The organism is Nitrospinota bacterium, from assembly GCA_029881495.1.
Classification (GTDB): domain Bacteria; phylum Nitrospinota_A; class UBA7883; order JACRGQ01; family JACRGQ01; genus JAOUMJ01.
In genome coordinates this window covers 171,222-193,720 of record JAOUMJ010000001.1, presented here as the reverse complement: position 1 = coordinate 193,720, position 22,499 = coordinate 171,222, and the positions used below count along the sequence as shown (strand labels likewise).

Here is a 22,499-nt window from a genome sequence, read left to right as displayed (position 1 = left end):
TCTCCAATACCACCGTTTTAAAAGCCCCGTACTGCTTACCCAATATATATCGGCAGTTTATCAGGTTTCTAAAATCCCGGCCTGGGGCTTATCTCTTTTCCTCAGCGGCCTCAATACCGGCAAGGAAAGAGTGATCCATGTTCCCCACCTCGTAGCGCCACCCCCCGAAACGCCCTATGGAATGTATCCCAACGGATCTGAGCCAGGACTGTATTTTCTCAAGCGCGCGATCGCGCCCTAGTGTCGGTATCGGGTATGAGTATGGAAGCCTCTCCCGCCATACCGAGGCTACACGCCCCCTGTCGGCCTCTTCCAGCAGGCCGGTTTTTATCAATCCGTCAAGCGTATCCTCTACCGCTTCCGATCCCTCCATCTCACGCTCCGCCCCTTCGGTTATCTCGCATAGGAAAGAGGTCTGACTTTCCGAATCAGGGACGTTTTTCGGCGAGTAGTTCGAGAAATATGTCACGCGGTAGAAAGGGACATCCTCCTGCGGGAAGTATACCCAGCACCGGCTCGTATCGATCTTTCTCCCTATGCCGATGCCGACCATCCACCCGCCGTTCGATTTCAGATCCCCGGCGGCGGCGGTCACATCCCCCGGCGCTTCGGCGATAACATCCTTTATCAATCCGTCGAGAGGGATCGTAGTTATCAGCTTCCGGTAGGAAACGGACTCCCCCCGGTCAAAGGTTATCTCTTTTTTCGTCGTGTCTATCTTCACCGCCGACTGTCCGAAATTTATCCTCCCCGCGAACGGCTCCGCTATCCTCTCGAACAGCCCGCCTGTGCCACCATGCAGAGGGAACCTGAACGTCGCGTTCCCCCCCCACGATTCGTCGTCCTCGCCGGTTTCGATGGCGCGCTTCACCTTCGCGAGATCCGGCAGCGATACGCGGTCGTCGATCCATCCGTACCCCATTTCGTTTAGCGGATAGTCCCACACCTTCCGGTTATAAGGCCACATGAAATGCCTTGCCAACCCGTCGCCGAGGCGGTGAGCTATCCATTCATGGAAGTTCGCCGGTGTTCCGTTCCTTCCTGATGCCGACTGCATCCCGGCAAAGCACTCCTCCATCATCTCTTTCGGGAGGCGGTGGATATTGTTCTGCAAAGGGAACGGCACGAAGCTATCCTCCATCTTCACGAAGGAAGAGCGGGTGTGCGTCACGCCGTCGCGTCCGATAGCGTCGTTTACTATCGAATTGAAAAGGGGGTTGTTGGAAAAAATTACATGCCCGCCGAGATCCCACGTGAAACCTTTATCGTCAATACGGCTGGATGAGAGGCCGCCGACGCGGTCGGTCGCCTCGAAGATCGCCCATTCAACGCCGCTCATCCGTGCCAGGGCGTACCCCGCGCCAAGCCCCGCCGGGCCTGCTCCGATAATCGCTACATCAAGTTTCATTTTCAATACTTTAACATCGGCAGGGGGCCAACAAATAATTACTTGGTATAGCCGATATTTTCTCTTCTAATAGCGGTATGGATAAACGGAGCATCGGCATAGACCTCGGCGGAACGACGATCTCATTTATCGATCTTTACTCACCGGAGCGGATAAACGCGCGCAGATCGATCCCAACACCTAAAACGAAGGATGACATCGTTCACGCCATAGCCGACACCGTAAAAGAGCTTCTGGTAAAAACAGCCGGAACCCCCGCTGGCATCGGCCTCGCAGTCGCCGGGCAGATAGACATCGCCGGGAAATCGATAATCTTCTCCCCGAACCTCCCGTTCAAGGAGGAGTTCCCCCTTGCTTCGAAGATCGAAAAAGCGGTCGGATTGAATGTCGTTCTGGAGAACGACGCGAACGCCGCCGCTATCGGCGAGAAGGTCTTCGGCGACGCGAAGGGTATGGACGACTTCATAGTCATCACACTCGGCACCGGGATAGGATCGGGGATATATACCGGCGGAAAACTTCTGCGTGGGCACAGCAACGCAGGCGGAGAGGCGGGTCATATCGTGATAAACCCGGAGGGGCCGCTATGCGGATGCGGGAACATGGGGTGCCTCGAGGCATACGCCTCCGGGAGCGCCATCGCCAGGATGGCAAAGGAGTTCACCGGAAGGAATATGAACGCGAAGAAGATATGCGAAGAGGCGATAATGGGGAACGAAGATGCCGCCGCTCTTCTGGAATACGCGGGGGAGAGGCTCGGCGACGGACTTGTGACGCTGATAAATATCTTCAACCCGGAAGCGATCTTCTTTACAGGCTCGCTTGCGGGCGCCCCTGCGAACTATTTCGAGCCAGCGTTTACAAAGGCGTGGGAATCGTCATTCGGTACGATGGGGAAGGGATTGCGTCTCGAAGTCTCACGGCTGAAGGGTGACTCCGGCCTCCTCGGCGCCGCCGGACTGGTTTCATGATATGAGAATTTCTTTGCAAAAAGAAATAGAAATGGAAATATCCTGATAAAATATAAAGTAATAGGAAATAAATTGAAAATTTACATTTAGTCTTGAACTTTTTTAATTAATACGATTTATAGGCAATGATAGATAAAAATACTCCAAAAACGTATTGCCGTGATGGTCGAGCCCCTATTCCAAAAAAACCGGAAATATCTTACTTAATGAGCCGTATTACTGCTAAAAATACAAAGCCGGAACTTCTAGTTCGAAAGTTACTTTGGGGACAAGGTATTCGAGGATACCGGTTACACTGGGAAAAAGCACCTGGTAGACCAGATATATGTTTTCCAAGCAAGAAAATCGCTATTTTCATACACGGCTGCTTTTGGCATAGTTGCCCAAAATGTAAACCCAAATTACCAAAATCACATAAGGTTTTCTGGCAACAAAAACTTAGTAAAAATGTTGTGAGAGACAAGAAAAAACAACTAGAATTAGAAACAGGCGGGTGGCAGGTAATCATAATTTGGGAATGTCAGGTTCTAACTAGTCCAAATATAATATTGGATGCTGTTTCAAATGCTATGAAATCAAGCAAGACCTAGCAAATTGTCGTATATTGCATGTAATATGATGACGAATAAAAGGAAGAAAAAAATTAATATTATTGAGCTCTTTGCTGGCGTAGGTGGTTTTAGAGTAGGCTTTGAAAAAGCAAATAAGGCACTTAAAAACATAAAATATGAAATTGTCTGGAGCAATCAATATGAGCCAACCTCAAAAGCTCAACATGCTTCAGATATTTACGAAGCTCGATGGCCTAACTCAAATCATTCTAGGAAAGACATTTCTCAGGTGAAAATAAATGACATACCTAAATATGACATGCTAGTTGGAGGTTTCCCTTGCCAGGACTACTCTGTCGCAAGAACTTTAAATCAGGCCGCAGGTTTAATTGGAAAAAAGGGGGTGCTGTGGTGGGAAATTCACAGAATAATAACTCAGTCAAAAGCCAAACCAAAATACCTTTTATTAGAGAATGTTGATAGGTTATTAAAGTCTCCAGCTTCACACCGTGGTCGTGACTTTGCAATTATGCTGGCATCTCTCAACGCTTTAGGCTATGCAATAGAATGGAGAATTATAAATGCAGCAGAATATGGAATGCCCCAAAGGAGAAAACGGGTTTTCATTTTAGGCTATCACAAATCGACACCGATATATAAACAGTTAAAGTCATGTATTCCTTTAGACGTAATAGGAGAAAAAGGCATAATGGCAAAGGCGTTTCCAATTAAAAAAGGTAAGTTTACTATAATTGAGTCGATGATAGGTAATGATCCAGTTAAAACTTCAAGTTATTATAATTATTCGAAAATCCTAACATCACCTTTTGAGAATGCGGGATTCATGATTAATGATTGGTCATATTCATGCAAAACAACTCCAAAATATTCCGGGAAATTCACCTTCTTAAAAAATTGCTTAGAACCTAGCTCAATGATACCAAAAGAATTCTATGTAAATGGTAATTTAGAGGAATGGACATTTCTAAAGGGCGCAAAGCGAGTAAAAAGAAAAAGCAAATTAACCGGACATGAATACGAATATGCAGAGGGCGCAATGACATTCCCAGACCCATTAGATAAAGCTTCTCGCACTATCGTCACTGGAGAGGGGGGTAGCTCTCCATCAAGGTTCAAGCATATAATTCAGGCAGATGGAATTAAAAAATATCGCCGTTTACTACCCATTGAACTAGAAAGACTGAACCAATTTCCTGACAATCACACTAAGCTAAATGGCATATCAGATATTAAAAGAGCCTTTTTAATGGGGAATGCGCTCGTTGTTGGAATTGTTGAGCGATTAGGGGTAGTTTTAGCAAAAGAGATTACTAAAATTGCATGATATTCAACTTCCCTACGACAAGACAAAAGAAGCATCAATACTAAAATACGCTAAAAAAATCGTCGGCAAATCAGTTGAGACCATTCTTTTAATAAATAAGGGAGAACTTAACTCTAGAGGCAAAGGGAATATCGGCTTACTCCTTGAGGAGCAATATTTTCGCTACAAAACCAACAATGAGTCAAAGCCTGATTTCCCTGAAGCTGGACTAGAATTAAAAACCACTCCTTTAAAAATGACCCGGCATGGGCTAAGCCCAAAGGAGAGGCTTGTCATGAATATAATAAACTTCAACAAAGAACACACCTTGACTTTTTACAACAGTTCATTTTGGACAAAAAATAAATCGTTATTATTAGTTTTTTATGAATACAAAAAAAATGTCTCGTATAAAAAATACATTTTCAAGCTAGTTGATATTTGGAAATTCCCTAAAGAAGATACTGAAATAATCAAAAGAGATTGGAATATTATCACAAAAAAAATCAGAGAGGGACTCGCTCATGAAATATCTGAAGGGGATACTAATTATTTGGGTGCTTGCATAAAAGGAGCCACACGGGAGAGTTCTTTTTGCAAGCAACCGTTCTCAAACAAAAAAGCGCCTAGAAGAGCTTTTTCCCTAAAACCAAAATACCTTAAATTCATCGTAAAAGAATTTGAACGAAAACAGAAACAAAGAATTGAAGACGATATTTCTGACACTGAAAAAATAATTACTGGAATTGAAGAATTACAGAAAGTGAAATCTTTTGAAAACCTAGTAATGTCAAAATATAAACCATATATTGGCAAAACAGTTGAAGAAATAGCCGCACAATACAAAGACCCACCAAATCCAAAGGCTAAAGATTATTTTGCGAATATTTCGAAAATGATACTGGGTGTAAGAGGCAAAAAAATAGAAGAATTCGAAAAAGCAGATATTATTTTAAAAACAATTCGATTAAACAAAAAAGGAATGCCAAAAGAAGCAATTTCATTTCCAACATTCAAATACAAAAAGATAGTTAAAGAAAAATGGACGACTGCAGATTTAAGACAACGATTGGAAAAAAGATTTTTCTTTGTAGTTTTTCAATTTGATGGCAACGATAAGCTAAGACTACGAAAAGCATTCCTCTGGAATATGCCATACAAAGATATTGAGGAATGTAAAAAGGTATGGCAAATGACAATAAAAAGAATCAAGAACAGGGAAGCGGAAAATCTTCCGAAAACAAAAGATAATCGTATTTGCCATGTTCGTCCACATGGGAGAAACAAACGAGATACATACGAAACCCATTATGGAGAGGAGCTACCAAAGAAATGCTTTTGGTTGAATGCAAGTTACATCAAGCAAGTAATTGAAGATACTAACTTTACTGAGAGTCAAGAGTAATGGTACATACGAGACGCTCTGACCATAATTCACAGAACTATTAAACTGCAAGATATAACTTAAATCTAGTCTGCCCCTTCTTTTGGCTCCGTCTAATCCGAATCCAGATCAACAGCTACACCACTTCGCAGTTGATGGAGTCTTCGTTCAATGTGGTTTCGTCCTTGTCGAGGAGGATGGAAATTTTATCACCTCGTTTAACCTGGGCTTTTTTCTTTATCACCGCGCCGTCTTCCATGCGGGCAATGGAGTAGCCGCGCTTCAACACCTTGAACGGAGATAGCGCGTCTATCTTCCCAGACACCATGGCGAAACCCTTCTGCTTCCTCCCCAACTGCGACATGACGCTCCCCGGGAGCCGCGCCGCGATTGCCGTCAGCTTTTCATGCTTTTCCGCAACGCGCGACTTCATAACGCTAGCGAGCCTGTTCTCCAGACCTGACACCGCCGCCTTTTTAATCTGCAATATCCTGTCGGGCCTTAAACTCTGCAACTGGCGGTAAAGCGCATCCACCCTTCTGCGCGTATCGAGAAAATTCCGCCGAACGCCGTTACTCATCCTCAGCGTCAGCTCGTCTACCCTCTGCCTGTCCGGCTCAAGGAACCGCGCCGGATCGGTAAAGACCGTCCTGCTCAAAAGCCCGCTCAACTGTTCGCGGTAACTCCGCACCATCCCATCAACGGCGGAGACCATCCTCCCCAAAAGCGAGTTGACCGTATAGGCAACATCCTTCCTCTCCTTCACAGCGAGAACGGCGGCGCTGGACGGCGTCGGCGCGCGAAGGTCGGCAACAAAATCGGCGATAGTGAAATCTATCTCGTGACCGACCGCGCTGATGACAGGTATCTTCGATCTGGAAATGGCGTCGGCGACGATCTCCTCATTGAACCCCCAGAGCGATTCCGGCGAACCGCCCCCGCGCCCGACAATAAGAATGTCGACCTCGCCGAATTTATTGAAATCGTCGATTGCTTCCGCTATCGCGTCTTTCGACTGCGCCCCTTCCACCATCACCGGCGCCAGGATGATCCGCACGCCGGGATCGCGGTGATGTATGTTCTGCACGATGTCGTGAAACGCCGCCCCGGTGCCGGAAGTGACCACCCCTATCGCTTTCGGGAAGGGGGGTATCGCTCTCTTCCGCTCTTCGGCGAAATATCCTTTCGCATCGAGCTTCTTCTTCAACTGCTCGAACTTCACCTGAAGCGCGCCGATACCGGCAGGCTCTATCCTGTCGAGCACCATCTGGTACCTGCCGTAAGGGGCGTAGGTGGTAACGCGCCCGCGCACGAGTACCTTGCTCCCCTCTTCCGGCTCGAACGCCAGCTTCATCGCCATAGGTTTCCATACCACGGCGTCGAGCACCGCCTTGTCGTCCTTCAGCGTGAGATAGAGATGCCCCGACGCAGGGCGAGCAACCTTGCTCAGCTCCCCCTCAATCCAGACGGAAGGGAACGCGCGCTCAAGAGTAGATTTGATAAGGTCGGCAACTTCCGAGACTGTAAACGGCGTCTCCCGCCCCTCCATATCCGCAGTGTCGGCTGTGGATACCAAACCGGTCAGCTCCTGTAGTCGGCGTTGATTGAGACGTACTCCCGGCTGATGTCGGAGAATAGATAAGACGCGGACGCTTTCCCCTGATTGAGAACAAGCCGGAGATTCACCCGCTTCTTTTTCATCTCGGCGGTGAGCTTCTCTTCCATATCACTTACGGGCGCGCCCTTCCGGTAGGCGCAGTGCTCGCCGAAGTAAAGCTCCATCTTTTCCGGATCGACCTTCGCGCCGGAGTAGCCCGCCGCGCAGATGATCCTCCCCCAGTTCGCGTCGCGGCCGTTGAGCGCCGTCTTCACAAGGAGGGAACCGGCGATCGTCCGCGCGACCGTCACCGCCTCTTTCAGGCTTTTCCCCTTTTCCACCTTTATCTCGGCCAGGACGGTGGCCCCTTCCGCATCGAGAATTATCTGCTCGGAAAGGGAGAGGGAGACCTCGCGAAGGGCGGAGGCGAAATTCCTGTAATCGGCGGTACCTTTTTTCAGCGGAGCGTTCCCCGCCGCGCCGTTCGCCAGGAGGAAAACCGAATCATTCGTACTGGTATCGCCGTCGACCGATATGCAGTTAAAGGTAACATCCACCACCTCTTTGAGTAGCGACTTGAGGAGTAGCTTCGGAATGGCGGCATCGGTGACGATGAAGGCAAGCATCGTCGCCATATTCGGGTGTAACATTCCCGCACCTTTTGATGTACCCCAAATGGCTACATCTTTGCCGCCGAGCTTTACAGTTTTAAATGCCGTCTTTGGCACCGTATCGGTGGTCATGATCGCCCTGGAAAATGGCTCCGGGTGCTCATTTAGCCCTTTTATCAGCGCTGGAATGCCGGTTTCCAGCTTCGGCATCGGAAGGAACTGACCTATAACGCCGGTCGAGGCGACAAGGATCTCAGACGCTTTGCACCCAATCCCATCGGCCAGTACCTTCGCCATATTCACGGCATCCTTCATTCCGGTTGAACCGGTTACAGCATTGGCACATCCGCTGTTACACACTACTCCAAACTGTTTTGGCGATTTCAGGTGCTTTTGGCTCACAAGTACCGGGGCCGCTTTCACCATATTCTTCGTAAATAGGCCTGCCGCCGTGCAAGGCCTGTCGCTAACGATTATCCCGAGGTCATCGAGCGGCTTCTTTTTTATTCCGGCGACCATTGACGCGAACCGAAAACCTTTTACCATCGCAGAATTACTCTCAGTCATCGAGCCCCTCCGCTTCGTCGAATCCGAACCGAATGTTGAAACATTGCACAGCCTGCCCTGCCGCGCCCTTCAAAAGGTTGTCTATTGCTCCGAACACCACAAGCCGGTTGTTCCGCTCGTCTACCAGCGGATGGACAGCGCAGGAATTGGTATTCTGCACATCCTTTAGCATCGGAAGCTGTCCGGCGGTAAATACGAAATGCTCCGAACCGTACCGCGTAACATAAGCCTCCGAGACCTTCTCCTGCGAGACCTTCCCTTTCAGTTTTGCGTAGACCGTGGCGTAGATCCCCCTCTCGAAATTCCCGAGGTGGGGAACAAAGGTCACCTTAACCTCTTCGCCGGAAATATCCTTCAGCACCTCTTCCATCTCCGGGGTGTGCCGATGCCGGGGGAAGCCGTAGGCGTATGTTCCATCCTTCACGTTGGATGTATCGAACCCCCGCCCGGCGCCGCTTGTGCCGGAAACGGCGTTGACTATCACATTCGGCTCGATCAGCCCCTCTTCCAGCGCGGGGAGAAGCGCGAGGATAGAAGCGGTGGGGTAACAGCCGGGGACGGCAACGAGGTTCGCCTTTGAAATGGCGTCGCGGTAGAGTTCCGGCAGTCCGTAGACCGCGCCCTTAAGGAGTTCCTTTGCCAGATGTTTCACGCCGTACCACTCTTCGTAGAGAGCCGCATCCTTCAGCCGGAAATCGGCGGAGAGGTCGAAAACGGTCTTCCCATTTTCTACCCACCCCTTTACCTGGGACATCCCGGTTTTATGAGGGAGGCAGGAAAATATGACATCCGCCCCGTTTACCTCCGGCGCGTCGACTTCGCAGAACTTCATCTCCGGCGCGCCGGTTTCCATAAATTTCGACAGAGTCTCACCCACACTCGAATTCGCCGCAACGGCGACAAGGTTTACGTTCGGGTGCTGTGAGAGTATCTTTACAGCCTCAATGCCTGTAAAACCGGACGCCCCCGCTATGGCGATATTTTTTTTCATCTGCATACTCTAAGTTCGTACGCGAAACGGTGCAAGGATTAAGTTATATGGCGGCTGTTGAGGCGCGATGAATAATTTTATCTGCTTCATCCGTCTCCTCTGCGCTGGCTGGAGAGGTATGGAACTCGACCCCGAACGCCTCCCCAATCTTTTCTGTCAATACCGAGGCGATCTTTTCCGCCGAAATGTCCGGGATAATTTCCCAAAGGCCTGTTGAATTGTCCTCTACCTTCGTATGCACAAGCTGATCGAAAAAATCGGGCTGTCTTGCAAGGAGAATGCTCCCATGCTGGAGGAATACGCTCCTCGATCTTCTGCGCGCGGAACCAACCCACTTCCTGCCGTTTACGGTCGGCTCGTCATCGCCCGACGAGGCGAAACATGTTTCCACCCTGGCCAGACCGCGGTCATCTGGCGCGTCCGGTGAAACTCCGAAATTTTCCAAAAGAGAACCGAATATGGCGCGCCACTCAACACCCTTCGGCTCCGGCATTGCGTCGAGGCGGGAAACGAAACAGTAGGTAAGCTCGTGCTCGTGGTACACAGCGGAGCCTCCGCCAATACGTTTGACCACGTCCAGTCCCTTCCGAAGGCACTCATCAATGTTGACCATGTCGAAGGACTGCCTCCTCCCGATGCTTACGCAAGGGGGGGTCCATCCATAGAGACGGAGGGTAATCGGGAAAGAACTCTCCTCATGCGCGATGTTGAAGAGAGCTTCGTCGACCGCCATGTTCCGGCGGCCGTCAGTCGGTTCATCTATTATCAGCCGACCTTTACGCATCGGCAACATCTCCTAGTCGAAAAGCCTTTTTTCAAACGTCCCCTCGAAGGCGGTTTCGAGGTCGCTCACGGTTGTCTTTATAAAGGTCTCGTCGTTCACGTTTATCTTGAATGTTTCGTGCCCAACCCGTCCGATGGCGCTCCAGGGTACGCCGAATTTGCCGAACATCTCGACTGCTGCATGTTCATTCTTCTCGTTCATGCTTATCACGGTTCGCGACTGCGATTCGCTGAAGAGCAGAACATCCTCGCGAAGATCGGATGAAAACTCGACGCGGCAACCGAGTTTTGCCCCGCCCAGACAGCACTCCGCAAGAGCGACGGCAAGCCCCCCTTCCGAAAGGTCGTGCGCCGAGGAGAGGAGCTTCGCATCGGCGAGCGCCAGAAGGAGTTCTATCAGCGCTTTTTCCTTTTTAAGGTCGAGGGCAGGGGGTTTCCCCTTGTCGTGCCCATGGATGGTTTTCAGATATTCGCTCCCCCCTATCTCCGCAAGCGTTTCTCCGAGCAGAAATACAACGTCATTCTCGTTTCTGAAAAAGGATGAGACCCTTTTTTCGATATCTTCGATAATCCCCACCATCCCAATCATGGGCGTCGGGTAGATGGCGTTCTCTCCTGTCTGGTTGTAGAGGCTTACGTTGCCGCTGACAACAGGTATCTCAAGGCGACGGCAAGCCTCCGCAAGCCCTTCAACCGATTTTACGAACTGCCACATTATTTCCGGATTCTGGGGGGAGCCGAAATTGAGGCAATCGGTCACGGCAAGCGGTTTCCCCCCGGCGCACGCGATGTTCCTCGCGTTTTCCGCGATAGCTATCAACCCGCCGGTATATGGATCAAGGTATGAGTAGCGCTCGTTGCATCCGGCGGAGAGAGCAAGCCCCTTTGTTTTTCCGCTTCCGTTGCCGCCGTTGTAATCCTTTATCCTTATAACGGCGGAATCGCTCCCCGGGCCGGTTACCGTATTTATCCCTACCATCGAATCGTACTGCCGGGTTATCCATCTTTTTGAATTGAGGTTCATGGAAGAGACCAGTTTCAGAAGAACGTCCCCCAGATCAGAAGGTTTCGAAACGCTTAATGTATCGAAGGAATTGACCTTGTTCAGGTACTCAGGACGTTTCTGCGGACGGTCGAGTTTCGGGGCGGAGCCGACAAGAGGGGCGACCGGTATGTCGGCAACCTTCTCGCCATGAAAGAAGAGCTTCACATGCCCGTGATCCTCCACCTCTCCGATAGTGGCGGCCTCAAGGTCCCACTTCGCCAGTATCTCAAGGATACGTTTTTCATTTTCCGGTTTTGCGACAAGGAGCATCCTCTCCTGCGATTCGGAGAGCATCAGTTCGTAAGGGGTCATCCCCTCTTCGCGCATCGGCACCTTATCGAGATGGATGGAGAGTCCTGTCTCCCCCCTTTCCGCCATTTCAAAGGAGGAAGAGGTAAGCCCGGCGGCCCCCATATCCTGTATCCCTTCCACTACTTTCTCCTGGAAAAGCTCGAGGCACGCTTCCAGCAGAAGTTTTTCGGTAAATGGGTCCCCCACCTGCACAGTCGGTCTGTTCTCTTCCCCTCCGTCGCCGAAGCTGTCGGAGGCCATCACCGCGCCGTGTATGCCGTCGCGCCCCGTGGCGGAGCCGATATATATCACCTTGTTCCCGAGGCCGGATGCGTGGCCGTAAAAGATCGAATCGGTTTTCGCAAGGCCGACGTTCATTACGTTAACAAGGATGTTCCCGTTGTAGCATTCGTGGAAGCGGGTCTCCCCGCCGACCGTTGGAACCCCTATGCAGTTGCCGTAGCCGGATATCCCCTTAACCACTCCGCTTACAAGGTAGGGGGTTCTTTCATGTGACGAGTGTCCGAAGCGGAGGCAATCAAGGCTTGCCACCGGCCTGGCCCCCATTGTGAAGACGTCGCGCAGTATCCCGCCGACGCCTGTCGCCGCGCCCTGCACAGGCTCGATGTATGAAGGGTGGTTGTGCGATTCCATCTTGAACACCACCGCCGTTCCATCGCCGACATCTATTACCCCGGCGTTCTCGCCCGGCCCCTGTATTACATGTTTCCCCTTTGTCGGGAATTTAGCAAGGTGTATGCGGGAGCTTTTGTATGAGCAGTGCTCGCTCCACATGGCCGAGATGATGCCTAGCTCAACGATGTTTGGAACACGCCCAAGTATCTCCTGCGTCTTTGCGAATTCCCCTTCGCTTAAGCCGTGGTCGAGCGCCGTCTGTAAGGTTATCTCTGTTTCCATGAAGGGATGCATTATATCGCCGTACTTTAAAAAACCGCAACCAGTACCTGCCTGATGTGGAAATCTGCTTCCGCAAGTGGGTATTTAAAACCTTCCCCCTGCAGCCCGGCGCAAAACCGGGAGAAAATCTTTTTTGCCATTTGCCCTAATACTGTTTAAGTTTAGAGGTTATGAAAATCGTATTTATGGGGACGCCGGAGTTTGCCGTACCGACGCTGAAAGCGTTGCACGAAGCGGGGCACAATATCGCGCTTGTCATCGCCCAGCCCGACAGGCCGTCCGGCAGGGGGCGCAAAACAACCCCACCGCCGGTCAAGAACGCCGCCGAAGAGCTCGGCCTTGATATCATCCAGCCTGAAAACGTCAACGCTGAAGAGCCGGTAAAAAGGATAGCCGATTGCGCGCCCGACATCATAGTGGTTGTAGCCTTCGGGCAGATACTGAAGAAGAGGTTGCTCGAGATACCTCGGCTTGGATGCGTGAACCTTCACGGCTCGCTCCTCCCGTTACTGCGCGGCGCCGCGCCAATACAGAGATCGGTAATGGAGGGGCACAAAGAGGCTGGGGTAACGACGATGATGATGGCTAGGAAGATGGATGCGGGGGATATGCTGATGAAGGAGTCGATCCCGATAGGGACGGAGACGACCGCGGGGGACCTTCACGATTCACTTGCCGTCATCGGGGCGAAATTGATGGTAACGAGCCTCAACCTCCTTTCAAAAGGGGGTATCACCCCAGAACCGCAGGATGAAACCGCCGCCACATATGCCGCCAAGATAGAAACGGGGGAGAGACTCATCGACTGGCGCATGTCAGCTGAAAAGATCGACAGAACTATAAGGGGGCTTTCGCCAAATCCGGGGGCCTATACATATTTCCGCGGGAAGAGGCTCCAGATTCTCCGCTCAAGAGTGCTTGATAATGTTCCATCTGCCGGAAAACCGGGTAGGATAATCGGAATGCGCCAGGAGTATTTGGAAGTAGAGGCTGAAAATGGTAGATTGGCAATTCTTGAAATCGGACCGGAGGGCAAAAAAGCGATTCCGGCCAATGTATGGGCAAACGGCGCCAGACTGAAAGATGGCGATCATTTTGCCGACAATCCTGATTAAAGGGGAATAGATGAATATTTGCGTTATTGGAACCGGCTATGTCGGGCTTGTGACCGGAACGGTCTTTGCCGAACTTGGAAATGACGTCATCTGCGTAGATAAGATCGCAGAAAAAGTCGATCTGCTGAACCGGAACATCATGCCTATCTATGAACCTGGACTTGAAGAGCTGGTAGTCCGAAACCGGAATGAGGGGAGGCTCTCGTTCACTACCGATTTTAAAAAATCGGTTGAGGCGGCAGAGATCATCTTTATCTGCGTTAATACGCCGCCAATGGACCACGGCGAGACCGACCTTTCATATGTAAAAGCTGTCGCCAAGGAGATCGCCGAAGCGATAAACGGCTACAAGGTTATCGTGAATAAAAGCACCGTACCTGTCGGCACCGGGGACATCGTAAGCGAGATAATCAATGCCAACAACCCGAAGAATCATAAATTCGACGTGGTGTCGAATCCGGAATTTCTCCGGGAAGGCTCCGCTATACAGGACGCCCTTCACCCCGACCGGATAGTAATAGGCGCCCCGACCAAAGAGGTCGCCATGAAATTGCTGGAGCTTTACGCTTCACTTGAAGCGCCGATGCTGATAACCGACGTTTATTCTGCGGAGATAATAAAATACGCCTCAAACGCGTTCCTGGCCACGAAGATATCGTTCATCAACGAAATAGCGAACCTCTGCGAGAAGGTAGGGGCGGACGTTGAGCATGTAGCGAAAGGGATGGGATCCGACCAGCGTATAGGGAGGGCGTTTCTGAACGCGGGGCTAGGCTTCGGCGGTTCCTGCTTCCCGAAAGACGTGCAATCTCTCCTCCATACATCCACAAAACTCGGTTCCGAATTCGCTCTCCTTAAAAATGTGCTCGGCACGAACAGTGAGAGGGCGGGACATTTTGCGAAGATGATAAAGAGCCGCTTCCCCGACCTGAAAGGAAAAACATTCGCGTTGCTCGGACTGGCATTCAAGTCGAACACCGACGACATGCGCGAAGCCAAATCAATAGAGATCATCAATGAATTGCAAAAGGGGGGGGCGAAAATACGGGCGTTCGATCCGGTTGCCATGGAGGTCGCAAAAAAAATTATGCCGGATATCACCTACTGCCAGAACCCGTATGAGGCGTGCGAAGGCGCCGACGCTATGATCCTTGTAACCGAATGGCGCGAATTCAAGCTCCTTAACCTTGAAAAGATAAGAACAATACTTAAACAGCCTGTAATTTTCGACGGCAGGAACTTCTACGACCCGGTCAGAAAGAAAAGGCTCGGCTTCGAATATTTTGGATTGGGGAGAAACAAATGGCCGAAATAATGATTACCGGAGCCTCCGGTTTTCTGGGATCGCACCTGTCCGAATCTCTTCTTGAGGACGGGCATAAGGTTATCGGCGTCGACAACTTCATTACATCCGAAGCATCCAACATTAAACACCTGGAAAGTGAGGCCGGATTCAGCTTTATCGAGCAGGATATAACGAAAAAATTCGAATACAAGGGAAAGCTTGACTACATACTGAATCTTGCCTCGCCGGCGAGCCCCATCGATTACGCGGAACTCCCGCTGGAAACCCTTTTGGTCGGTTCGACAGGGACATACAACACTCTTGAAATGGCAAAGGAAAAGAAAGCCGTCTACTTTATGGCTTCCACATCTGAAATATACGGCGACCCGGAAATATCCCCTCAGCCCGAAGGCTACTGGGGAAACGTCAACACGGTCGGTCCGCGCTCCTGTTACGACGAGGCTAAAAGATTCTCCGAAGCGATGGTTCACACATATCAGAACCAGGGGTGGGTGGACACAAGGACAGTGAGGATATTTAACACATTCGGCCCCCGGATGAGGCTAAATGACGGCAGGGCCGTTCCGAACTTCATTATTCAGGCGCTGAATAACGAACCGATAACCGTCTACGGCGACGGCTCGCAGACAAGGAGCTTCTGTTATGTCGACGACCTGATTGACGGAATCAAAAAACTTGCATTCTCCTCTGTCACAACACCGGTGAACATCGGCAATCCGAACGAGATGACAATTCTCGCGATGGCGCAGAAGATCAGGAACACGCTGAATTCCAAAAGCGAGATAGTAATGAAACCTCTCCCTGGAGACGATCCAAAACAGAGAAGGCCCGATATTTCGAAAGCGAAAAAACTTCTTGATTGGGAGCCGAGGTGGTCGCTTGAGGACGGGCTGAAAAAAACTATCGAATATTTCAAGTCCGCATCATCCTGACTTCGGCATCCGAGAGGTAAATGTTTGAAACATGCCGCGCATAGATACTAGAATGGCCGTGTATGAAACGGAATGATGACGCCGAGAGCGGACAAGACCCTGCACAGGAGGAACGCGACTCCCTCCACCTGATAATAAGCGAGGAGGCCTTCCGCGAGCCCCTGCAGGTAAACGCCGCTCCGTTCCTCCAGCTTGCCTCATACCTCATACACCTCAACACTCCGGAAAACTTCACTTCCAAGTTCTATTTCAACCTGATGAACGAAGCCGGTAACTTCGAAACATTTCTGGACGATTACGGCGCGAGAAACAACCGGACTTGGTATTTTTTCAGCGAACTGGTAGCCAGTGTCCGCAATTTCGCCGTTGCATCTTTTGAGTTAAGCCATGTGGTGAACAGATATCAGGATTATTTCCCAAACCACAGCGCTGATGATTCTGAAGAGTTCCTTCAGCATGGCGCAGAGGTATTAAATTACATCGGCAAAATACAGAAAGCTCTCATAGAAGAAGCAATAAAAGAAATGGAAAGGCTCGGTTGTCGCATTGAAGGAACGGATGCGGACCCGAAAGCCTTTCAGGAGATCGAAAAGCAGGTAAAACTGCCAAGAAACATTTCAATGAACCAGTACACCACGTCCGAATCAAGGATAATGCAGATAGTCGAGAGCTACCGGAAGATCGCCATCAAGGTGCGCAGGGAAAAATACGGCAATAAACCCGACCCGGCGGAACTTTCACAGATGATCCCAGTACGCATAAACGAAACAATGGTCAAGATACTCGAAAACTCCCTGCACAACATACAGTCGGAATACGATACGCATGTGCGTCACACCAATATTGAAAGTTCCGATCCCGACCTCCAGCGTTTTCGCGCCTACATCTCCGTCCCAATGCACCTTATGGAGATGGCAAGGTGGATAATCCACTTCTATGAAAGACATGAAAATGAAATTCACTCGGACGAAAGCAAAGACAGGATTTCCAATATTGTCGACAAGAACTTCGTCCTGAAACTCCTTTCCCACTTCGCATTCTTTTACACCCATAAATTCATGCAGGAAGGAAAGCCGATAGCCGAAAAAATAATGAGCCGCTTCATGCGAAAAAGCAGAATAACTCTCCCTATCCCGAAGCCCAAGGGTTTTCACGCAAGACCGGCCTACTACATTACGTTGGTCGTGGAAGAACACGGCACCGATGTATTCATGATTGTCGGCGACAGAAAGTTCGACTGCAGATCGGTGCTCGACCTTCTTGAAGGGGGCGGGCATACCGCGGACATGGAAAGCGAAACAGTCGATTTCGAAGGGGACGAACGGACGTTGAAAGATCTGACTATTCTGGCGGAGAACAATTACTGCGAGGATGAAACCATTCCAAAAGAGCTTAACTACATAAGGGTCGCGAGGAACATAGTCACATGATGCCGGACCAGAAACGGATCCGCAAAGAGCTGGAAAAGCTGAGACCCGAAATACTTCGTATCAACAAACTGATATTCGATAATCCTGAACTGAACTTCAATGAGCTTTTCGCGTCGGAACTCCTCGCCGAAGAGATGGAAAAACATGGTTTCAGGGTAAAGAGAGGAAAAGGGAAACTGAAAACAGCTTTCGAGGCGGTATTCACCGGAAAATCGGCAAAACCTTCGATAGCCCTGCTCGCGGAATATGACGCCCTCCCCGGCATAGGACACGCTTGCGGCCACAACATGATAGCCGCATCGTCATTCGGAGCGGCGGTTGTAGCAAAGAACATACTCGGTGACCGTTGCGGAAAACTCTCCCTGATGGGAACCCCTGCCGAAGAGGGGGGCGGCGGAAAGATTCAAATGATAGCGGATGGATGGTTCAAGGGGATAGACGCCGCGATGATGGTGCACCCTTCAAACAAGAACAGAGTAGTCGCCAGAATGCTGGCAGTCGCTGAAATGGAATTCCACTTTTACGGCAAGGCTTCCCACGCGGCGGCCAATCCGGAACTCGGGATAAACGCCCTCGATGGAGTCATAACGCTTTTCAACTCCGTCAACGCCCTTCGGCAACAGACCCCGAATTTCAGCCGCCTCCACGGAATAGTCATGCATGGCGGAGACGCGCCGAACATCATTCCGGAATATGCCTCGGCAAAGTTCATGGCGAGGGGCATCACCATGCGGGATTATGAATATGTAAAAAAACGGCTGATCGAATGCGCAAAAGGGGCCGCCTCTTCCACCGGATGCAAACTTAAAATAAAGAACAATCCGATGGCGTTTCACGCATTCGAGCCGAACAGAACCCTTGGGAAAATATTTTCAGCGCATATGGCAAACGTGGGCCTTACGGATTACGGCTTTAACGAAACGGAACAGATAGGCTCGTCAGACATAGGGAACCTGAGCCAGACGCTCCCCGCGCTACATCCGGAGTTCGCGGTCGGCGACAGCAAGACCGTAAATCACTCGAGGGATTTCCTGAAGGCCGTCCTATCGAAAAACGGGGTGGAGAACATGATGAAAATGACCGAAGCGCTCGCGGCAACGACCATTGAGCTTTTCATGAATCCCTCTCTTGTCGCGGAAGCCAAAAAGGAGTTCAACGCTTTCAAGGCGAACAGGTCTTAAAAGCAGACTTTATCCCGCCACGGATAAGTGAGTAATCAAAACCGGTGGAAATATAAAATGCCGCACGCTTTCCTAAAACATGTTCGTCTGTTACAATGCAAATTCAAATTTGAACACTTATAGCGAGAAAAAAGATGGCAAAAAAGAAGAGCAATGAAAGCGGCACACAGACAAAACTGATGATCTTAGCCGGTATCGCCTTCGCGTTGATGGTAGGCTACCTGGTGGCTCAGAATACGACAACCCCGGAGACTCACGCCAATAGCGCCGAGCGGGAGATGGTGACCACTAGCGACGGGTATAAAGGGATACCGCACACCAACACGGAGCGTCTGATAGAAACCAGGCCAATACTTATGCCGGAATATTTCGATGGCAGGGTTCGGCAGATATATCAGTGGGCAACCGAGATACCGGAAGCGTTCGACGCGCTCTACTGCTACTGCCGGTGCAAGGAGAATCCGAAATTCAATCATAAAACCCTCCTTACATGCTTCACCGACATGCACGCCGCAAACTGCGGAGTATGCCTCGACGAGGGGCAGATGGCTCACGAGCTGACCCAGATGGGAAAAACACCTGCTGAGATACGAATGGAAGTCGACAACTACTATGCAAAACGAAGCCACTAGCAGAAATCTCGCCGAAGAGCGATCAAGGGCGATAGTCCCTTTTGCGATCCTCTCCGTACTCCTTATCGTCTCCTATTTCACCATAAAGGTTGAGATAATGAATCGGCCCATATTGAAACCGATTGAGGAAAAAACCGCAGAAGAAGAAGCAAAGCCACCGGAGCCGGGCCCCATGCAGGGGAAGGCCGCGCCGGCGTTTGATCTTGCTTCAATAGACGGAAAGAGATTCAAACTCTCCGATTACAAGGGGAAGCTCGTATTTCTGAACGTCTGGGCTACTTGGTGCCCCCCTTGCCGCGACGAGATGCCTTCAATGGAGAGGCTTTATAAGGAGCTAAAAGGGCCTTACTTTGAAATGCTCGCGGTCAGCATTGATGAAGACGGCACGGAGAGCGTTCCGCCGTTTGTAAAGGAAATGGGGATCACGTTCCCTGTGCTTCTGGACCCGGAAAAGAAGGACACCGACAAGTACAAGGAAGGGGGCATCGCCAAAAATTACATGATCACCGGCGTTCCCGAGACATACCTGATAGCCGGCAACGGCGTTGTAATACTCCACTTTGTCGGCCCCACCGAGTGGGACCGGCCGGAGATAATCGACGTTTTGAAGGGTCTGGTCAAAAGGATCGAAGACTCTACAACCAATTCTCAATAAACTACCCGTTCCGTATACAAACCGGAGCGCTGAAATCAGTATTCCTTTGCCAAAATCACCTTAAAGGGTTTCCCCCGGCATACCGGAGATAATTCTTTTCTGGGCTGAATGCAAAAAAAAGGCGGAGAGCCGAAACCGGCTCCCCGCCAAAGAAACGAAAATATGAATACTAGCTGGCGGCTTTTGCCTTTTTATCTTTTTTGTCCTTCTTTTCCGGTTTTGGGGCATCCCAGATAATGCCGGGCCATTTCGGATCGGTAGGAACGTTGGCATCTTTCCAGCTCATCTCCCCTTTAAGGTATTTATCTATGCCGAGAGCGGCGACTTTCGCCTGTCCCATTGCAAGGATAACGGTCGAACCGCCGGTAACAGCATCGCCTCCGGCGAAAACACCCTTCTTGGATGTCTGGTAGGTCTTTTCATCCACCATCATTATCCCCCACTTGTTGACGTTCAACTCTTTGTCGGTAGAGGGGATAACCGGATTCACGTCGCAACCAAGCGAGAAAACTATGGTATCGATATCATCGGTAAAGTACTTTCCGGTACCGACAGGTTTGCGCCTTCCGGAGCTGTCCGGCTCGCCGAGTTCCATGACCTCGCACTTCAACGCTTTCACATAGTTGTTCTCGTCGGTGATGATCTCCACCGGATTCGAGAGGAATTTCCACTTCACGAACTCCTGATCGGCGTGATGCACCTCTTCCGTACGCGCCGGAGCCTGCTCTTTCGACCTTCTGTAGTAGCAGGTTACTTCCGCGCCGAGCCTTTTAGCCGTGCGGAGAGCGTCCATTGCCGTGTTCCCGGCGCCGATGATGGCAACCTTTTCACCCTGGACTACCGGAGTGGCAAATTTCGGGAAATCCTTTGCTCCCATCATGTAGATTCGCGTCAGGTATTCGTTTGCGGAGTAAACTCCATTCGCATTCTCTCCTGGAACTCCGAGCATCTTGGGTGTTCCCGCGCCCGTTCCGATAAAAACGGCGTCGAAGCCTTCCTCGTTAAGGAGGTCGTCAAGCGTAAGCACTTTGCCGATGATCATGTTGTAAACGAACTTGACCCCCATATCCTCAAGGAACTGGATATCGCTGTCGATGGTCTCAAGCGGAAGCCTGAACCTGGGGATACCGTAAACCAGAACGCCGCCCGCCCTGTGGAAAGCTTCGAAAACGACAACATTGTGGCCGCGTCTCCTCAACTCGTAGGCCGCTGTCAGCCCTGCTGGGCCGGAGCCAACGACCGCTACGTTCTTGCCGGTGTCCGGCGCTATGTCGGGGAGAACCCTCAGGTTGTGGTCCCTTTCGTAATCAGCAACAAACCTCTCAAGTGAACCTATTTCAACCGGAGCGTTTTTCTTTCCAACTATGCAGTCGAGCTGGCACTGTTTGTCCTGGGGACATACGCGTCCGCATATCGAAGGGAGGAAGTTTGTCTCCCTTATCTTCTTTACAGCCCCTGCATAGTCACCGTCCTCAATAAGCTGTATGAAGGCGGGGATGTCTATCCCTACCGGACAGCCTGGAATGCATCCTGGATTCTTGCACTGAATGCACCTGAGCGCTTCCTGCTTTGCCATCTCCGCCGTATAGCCAATCGGAACCTCGTCAAAGTTCTTGACTCTTTCTTCACCCGGATGAAGCGGCATCTCCTGCTTCGGTAGCGCCATTCTCTCTTTATTGCTTAATCCTGCCATCGCCCTCTCCTTTATTTGGAACAGGCCGCAAGGGCCTCTTTCTCTTTTTCAACAAACATTTTTTGACGCTTTATCAGCTCATCAAAATCAACCTTGTGCCCGTCAAAATCGGGACCGTGGAAACAGGCAAATTTCGTTTCACCGCCAACCGATACCCGGCAGGCTCCGCACATTCCGGTTCCGTCAACCATTATCGCGTTGAGGGAAACCCAAGTCTCTATTCCAAGCGGTTTGGTCATATTCGATACCGCGATCATCATCGGCACCGGCCCGACAGCCAATACCGAACTTACTTTTTCCCTGTCGACTATCTTCTGGAGCGCGTGGGTAACGAAACCTTCGATCCCCACCGAGCCGTCGTTGGTAGTAACCATTACCTCGTCACAAACTTCGCTCAACTCATCAACCATGATAAGCAGATCCTTGTTCCTGGCCCCGACAATGCCGATAACCTTGTTTCCCAACTCCTTCAGGTCCCTGGCGGTCGGAAGGATCGCCCCGGTGCCGTAACCGCCTCCGATTACCACGCAAGTACCATCATATTTAGATACATGGGAGCGCATCCCGAGCGGGCCGACTATGTCGATAAGACGGTCCCCCACCTTCATGTCGTTGATTATTCCGGAAGTTAAACCGGCTGACATCACTATAATGTTGATCGTCCCCTTCTCCCTATCCCAGCCACAAATCGAAAGCGGTATCCTCTCGCCTGCCTCGTTCGGTCTAACGATGATGAACTGCCCAGCCAGCATCTTGCGGGCTATAAAAGGGGCCTCCAGCTCGTACCAAAATGTATTGGTGCAAAGCTCCTTTTTTTTCAATATCTTGAAAGATTGCGCATACTTGCTATTGTTACTCAATTAAGAGCCCTCCTAACTATTCAAATATTTTTCCACATTCCTATGCATGGCGACTCTATCCCCCCCAAAGAAAAACGCCACTTCCAGCTGTCTGCTCCTGGAAAAAGGAAACGCTAGTATAGTCGATTTCATGGGAATGTATCAAGAAACGTGGCATGAAAATTAAACTGGGCAAAAAAGTGGATCATTTGCACATACCCCTGATTTAACAGCGAATAGAGGTTTCCGCAGAAAATCGGCAGTCCATGCCGGGA

19 protein-coding genes are annotated in these 22,499 nt (G+C 50.5%); 11 read left to right on the top strand and 8 right to left on the bottom strand.

Features of this window, described 5'->3' with window-relative positions:
- Positions 1-88: 88 nt before the first annotated feature.
- Positions 89-1,408, bottom strand: a complete 1,320-nt coding sequence (locus OEY64_00885) for an FAD-dependent oxidoreductase (protein ID MDH5541495.1) — start codon at positions 1,406-1,408, stop codon at positions 89-91.
- Positions 1,409-1,485: 77 nt separating this feature from the next.
- Between OEY64_00885 and OEY64_00880 the strand changes: the two genes are divergently transcribed.
- From OEY64_00880 to OEY64_00865, 4 genes are all read left to right on the top strand, one after another.
- Positions 1,486-2,379: an ROK family protein gene (locus OEY64_00880; GenBank protein MDH5541494.1), complete on the top strand. Its 894-nt coding sequence runs from the start codon at positions 1,486-1,488 to the stop codon at positions 2,377-2,379.
- A gap of 125 nt (positions 2,380-2,504) precedes the next feature.
- Positions 2,505-2,969, top strand: coding sequence for a very short patch repair endonuclease (locus OEY64_00875; GenBank protein MDH5541493.1), 465 nt, complete (start codon positions 2,505-2,507; stop codon positions 2,967-2,969).
- Between the two features lie 25 nt (positions 2,970-2,994).
- Positions 2,995-4,275, top strand: a complete 1,281-nt coding sequence (gene dcm, locus OEY64_00870) for a DNA (cytosine-5-)-methyltransferase (GenBank protein ID MDH5541492.1) — start codon at positions 2,995-2,997, stop codon at positions 4,273-4,275.
- Positions 4,268-5,659 (top strand): Sau3AI family type II restriction endonuclease, encoded by a 1,392-nt coding sequence (locus OEY64_00865; protein MDH5541491.1) that lies wholly within the window; start codon positions 4,268-4,270, stop codon positions 5,657-5,659. The genes dcm and OEY64_00865 overlap by 8 nt, the downstream gene beginning before the upstream one ends.
- Before the next feature lie 115 nt (positions 5,660-5,774).
- Here the strand turns inward: OEY64_00865 and xseA are convergent, their stop codons facing one another.
- The 5 genes from xseA to purL are packed head-to-tail and all read right to left on the bottom strand — an operon-like array spanning position 5,775 to position 12,453.
- Positions 5,775-7,214, bottom strand: a complete 1,440-nt coding sequence (gene xseA / locus OEY64_00860) for an exodeoxyribonuclease VII large subunit (protein MDH5541490.1) — start codon at positions 7,212-7,214, stop codon at positions 5,775-5,777.
- 5 nt (positions 7,215-7,219) lie between these two features.
- Positions 7,220-8,413: a bifunctional glutamate N-acetyltransferase/amino-acid acetyltransferase ArgJ gene (gene argJ, locus OEY64_00855; protein ID MDH5541489.1), complete on the bottom strand. Its 1,194-nt coding sequence runs from the start codon at positions 8,411-8,413 to the stop codon at positions 7,220-7,222.
- Positions 8,406-9,404 carry an N-acetyl-gamma-glutamyl-phosphate reductase gene (argC, locus tag OEY64_00850; protein ID MDH5541488.1) on the bottom strand — a complete coding sequence of 333 codons (999 nt, stop codon included), beginning with the start codon at positions 9,402-9,404 and terminating at the stop codon, positions 8,406-8,408. Before argC ends, argJ begins: the two co-directional genes overlap by 8 nt.
- A 43-nt stretch (positions 9,405-9,447) precedes the next feature.
- Complete coding sequence (locus OEY64_00845) at positions 9,448-10,188, bottom strand: hypothetical protein (GenBank protein MDH5541487.1); 741 nt, start codon at positions 10,186-10,188, stop codon at positions 9,448-9,450.
- A 12-nt stretch (positions 10,189-10,200) separates the two neighbouring features.
- The gene (purL, locus tag OEY64_00840) at positions 10,201-12,453 is read right to left on the bottom strand and encodes a phosphoribosylformylglycinamidine synthase subunit PurL (GenBank protein ID MDH5541486.1); all 2,253 of its coding nucleotides are present in this window, start codon (positions 12,451-12,453) and stop codon (positions 10,201-10,203) included.
- 158 nt (positions 12,454-12,611) lie between these two features.
- On the opposite strand from purL, the gene fmt reads away from it, so the two are divergent.
- The 7 genes from fmt to OEY64_00805 all read left to right on the top strand — a co-directional run bounded on the left by fmt (position 12,612) and on the right by OEY64_00805 (position 19,692).
- A complete protein-coding gene (fmt, locus tag OEY64_00835) occupies positions 12,612-13,556 on the top strand; it encodes a methionyl-tRNA formyltransferase (GenBank protein ID MDH5541485.1) in 945 nt (314 codons plus the stop codon).
- A gap of 10 nt (positions 13,557-13,566) precedes the next feature.
- Positions 13,567-14,871 carry a UDP-glucose/GDP-mannose dehydrogenase family protein gene (locus OEY64_00830; protein ID MDH5541484.1) on the top strand — a complete coding sequence of 435 codons (1,305 nt, stop codon included), beginning with the start codon at positions 13,567-13,569 and terminating at the stop codon, positions 14,869-14,871.
- Positions 14,859-15,794, top strand: coding sequence for an SDR family oxidoreductase (locus OEY64_00825; GenBank protein ID MDH5541483.1), 936 nt, complete (start codon positions 14,859-14,861; stop codon positions 15,792-15,794). Before OEY64_00830 ends, OEY64_00825 begins: the two co-directional genes overlap by 13 nt.
- A gap of 62 nt (positions 15,795-15,856) precedes the next feature.
- Positions 15,857-17,224 carry an HPr family phosphocarrier protein gene (locus OEY64_00820; GenBank protein MDH5541482.1) on the top strand — a complete coding sequence of 456 codons (1,368 nt, stop codon included), beginning with the start codon at positions 15,857-15,859 and terminating at the stop codon, positions 17,222-17,224.
- Positions 17,221-18,405, top strand: a complete 1,185-nt coding sequence (locus tag OEY64_00815) for a M20 family metallopeptidase (GenBank protein ID MDH5541481.1) — start codon at positions 17,221-17,223, stop codon at positions 18,403-18,405. The genes OEY64_00820 and OEY64_00815 overlap by 4 nt, the downstream gene beginning before the upstream one ends.
- Positions 18,406-18,539: 134 nt before the next feature.
- Positions 18,540-19,037, top strand: coding sequence for a PCYCGC domain-containing protein (locus OEY64_00810; GenBank protein MDH5541480.1), 498 nt, complete (start codon positions 18,540-18,542; stop codon positions 19,035-19,037).
- Positions 19,018-19,692: a TlpA family protein disulfide reductase gene (locus OEY64_00805; protein MDH5541479.1), complete on the top strand. Its 675-nt coding sequence runs from the start codon at positions 19,018-19,020 to the stop codon at positions 19,690-19,692. The genes OEY64_00810 and OEY64_00805 overlap by 20 nt, the downstream gene beginning before the upstream one ends.
- Positions 19,693-19,861: 169 nt before the next feature.
- Here the strand turns inward: OEY64_00805 and gltA are convergent, their stop codons facing one another.
- Together gltA and OEY64_00795 are read right to left on the bottom strand one after the other, a co-directional pair.
- Positions 19,862-21,385 carry an NADPH-dependent glutamate synthase gene (gltA, locus tag OEY64_00800; protein ID MDH5541478.1) on the bottom strand — a complete coding sequence of 508 codons (1,524 nt, stop codon included), beginning with the start codon at positions 21,383-21,385 and terminating at the stop codon, positions 19,862-19,864.
- Positions 21,386-21,396: 11 nt separating this feature from the next.
- Positions 21,397-22,245 (bottom strand): sulfide/dihydroorotate dehydrogenase-like FAD/NAD-binding protein, encoded by an 849-nt coding sequence (locus OEY64_00795; GenBank protein MDH5541477.1) that lies wholly within the window; start codon positions 22,243-22,245, stop codon positions 21,397-21,399.
- Positions 22,246-22,499 lie beyond the last annotated feature (254 nt).